Raw genomic sequence first — 2,257 nt, 5'->3', positions numbered from 1 at the left:
CCCGCGCGGCGGCCCAAGGGGGTTACTCCTTTGCCCGGGCACACGGGCGGGGCGCCCCCCCCCGGCCCCCACCGGTACGGGGGGGGCGCCCGCCGCCCCGCCCTTCGTCGTCCCCCGTGGCGTCCGGACCGGGCCCGCCCCGGTCGGTAGGCTTGGCTGTCATGAGCGACACCCGCGGTGCCCTGCTGGGTCCGGCCGAGATCCGTGACCTGGCGGGTCGCCTAGGCGTCCGGCCGACCAAGACCCTCGGTCAGAACTTCGTGCACGACGGCGGCACCGTCCGCAAGATCGTGCGCGCCGCGGAGGTGGGGCCAGGGGAGCGCGTCGTCGAGGTCGGCCCGGGGCTCGGCTCGCTCACCCTGGGACTCCTGGAGGCCGGGGCGAGCGTCGTCGCGGTCGAGATCGACCCGGTCCTCGCGAAGCAGCTTCCCACGACGGTCGCGGCGCACGTCCCCGACCTCGGCGACCGGCTCGAGGTCGTCGGCGCGGACGCGCTGGAGGTCACGACCCTGCCCGGCGAGCCGCCGACGGCGCTCGTCGCCAACCTCCCGTACAACGTCGCGGTGCCCGTGCTGCTCACGTTCCTCGAGCGGTTCGACTCGCTCGAGCGCGTGCTCGTCATGGTGCAGGCCGAGGTCGCCGACCGGCTCGCCGCTCCGCCCGGGTCGCGCACGTACGGGGTCCCGTCGGTCAAGGCCGCCTGGTACGCCGACGCCCGCCGCGCCGGGACCATCGGCCGCAGCGTGTTCTGGCCCGTGCCGAACGTCGACTCCGCGCTCGTCGCGCTCGACCGCCGCGAGCCGCCGACCACGACCGCGACGCGCGAGCAGGTGTTCGCCGTCGTCGACGCGGCGTTCGCGCAGCGGCGCAAGATGCTCCGCTCCGCGCTGTCCGGCCTCGCGGGCTCCGCGAGCGTCGCCGCCGAGGTGCTCGCGGCGGCCGACGTCGACCCGCAGGCGCGCGGCGAGGTGCTCGACGTCGCGGCCTTCGCGCGCGTCGCCGAGCAGCTCGTCCTGCGCGGGGCCCTCGACGAGCGCCCCGCCCGCGGTGCGGCGCCCGCGGAGCGTCGCACCGGACGACCTGGCACAGTGGACGCGTGACACCCCCGCGACCGCCGGGCATCGCCCTCGCGCCACCCCCGTCCGTCCGCGTGCGCGCACCCGGCAAGGTCAACCTCTCGCTGCGGGTCGGGGCGCTCCAGGACGACGGCTACCACCCGCTCGTGACGATCTTCCAGGCGGTCGGGCTCAGCGAGGACGTCGTCGCCCACCAGGTGCCGCCCGGCTCGGGCGTCTCGCTCAGCGTGACCGGCCTCCAGGCCGACGTGGTGCCGACCGACGAGACGAACCTCGCGTGGCGGGCCGCCGTCGCGCTCGCCGAGCACGTCGGCCTCGACCCCGACGTGCGGCTCGAGATCCACAAGGAGGTCCCCGTCGCGGGCGGCATGGCGGGAGGCTCGGCCGACGCCGCCGCCGCGCTCGTCGCGTGCGACGCGCTCTGGGACGCCGGGGTGCCCCGGGCCGACCTCGTCCGGCTCGCCGCCGGGCTCGGGGCCGACGTCGCGTTCGGGCTCGTGGGGCACACCGCCGTCGGGACGGGGCGGGGCGACGTGCTCACGCCCGCGATGACGCGCGGCGAGTTCCACTGGGTCTTCGCCGTCCAGGCGGAGGGCCTCTCCACGCCCGAGGTGTACCGCACGTTCGACGAGACCGTCGGCGGCCCCGCCGAGCTCGACCTCGCCGACGACACCGCGCTCATGCAGGCGCTGCGCGCGGGAGACGCCGTCGGGCTGGGGCAGGTGCTGCGCAACGACCTCCAGGGCCCCGCCCTCGCCCTGCGCCCCGAGCTCCGGCGGACGATCGACGTCGCCACGGAGGCCGGCGCGCTCGGCGCGATCGTCTCCGGCTCCGGACCGACGGTCGCCGCCCTCGCGCGCAGCCGCCAGCACGCGCTCGCGATCGCCGCGTCATGGACGGCGAACGACGCGTGCGACACCGTCTGGTGCACCACGGCCCCCGCCGCCGGCGCCCGCGTCGTCGCCCACTGACGAGCCCGCCCGCCGAGGTCGAACCGAGGTCGCGAGGTAGAACCGTGGCTGCGCGAGGTAGAACCGTGGTTGCCCGAGGTAGAACCGTGGTGGCGCGAGGTAGAACCGAGGTTTCTTGTGCTCGACGGCGGTCTGGTCACCTTGGGTGGGCGGGGTGGGTGGTGGGGGGGGGGGGGGCATGCCGGGCGCGCGGGGGGGGGGGCGCGCGGA

General features: G+C 76.8%; 2 protein-coding genes. Both read left to right on the top strand.

Features of this window, described 5'->3' with window-relative positions; translation table 11 throughout:
- Positions 1 to 161: 161 nt before the first annotated feature.
- Complete coding sequence (gene rsmA / locus ACFWH7_RS12090) at positions 162 to 1,100, top strand: 16S rRNA (adenine(1518)-N(6)/adenine(1519)-N(6))-dimethyltransferase RsmA (protein WP_378216754.1); 939 nt, start codon at positions 162 to 164, stop codon at positions 1,098 to 1,100.
- The gene (locus ACFWH7_RS12085) at positions 1,097 to 2,047 is read left to right on the top strand and encodes a 4-(cytidine 5'-diphospho)-2-C-methyl-D-erythritol kinase (protein ID WP_378216753.1); all 951 of its coding nucleotides are present in this window, start codon (positions 1,097 to 1,099) and stop codon (positions 2,045 to 2,047) included. Before rsmA ends, ACFWH7_RS12085 begins: the two co-directional genes overlap by 4 nt.
- Positions 2,048 to 2,257: the final 210 nt, after the last annotated feature.

It is taken from the genome of Cellulosimicrobium cellulans, assembly GCF_042723955.1.
In the GTDB taxonomy this organism is placed as follows: Bacteria; Actinomycetota; Actinomycetes; order Actinomycetales; family Cellulomonadaceae; genus Cellulosimicrobium; species Cellulosimicrobium cellulans_H.
Note: the sequence above shows the minus strand (reverse complement) of the source record. Positions and strands in the feature narration are given on the sequence as shown.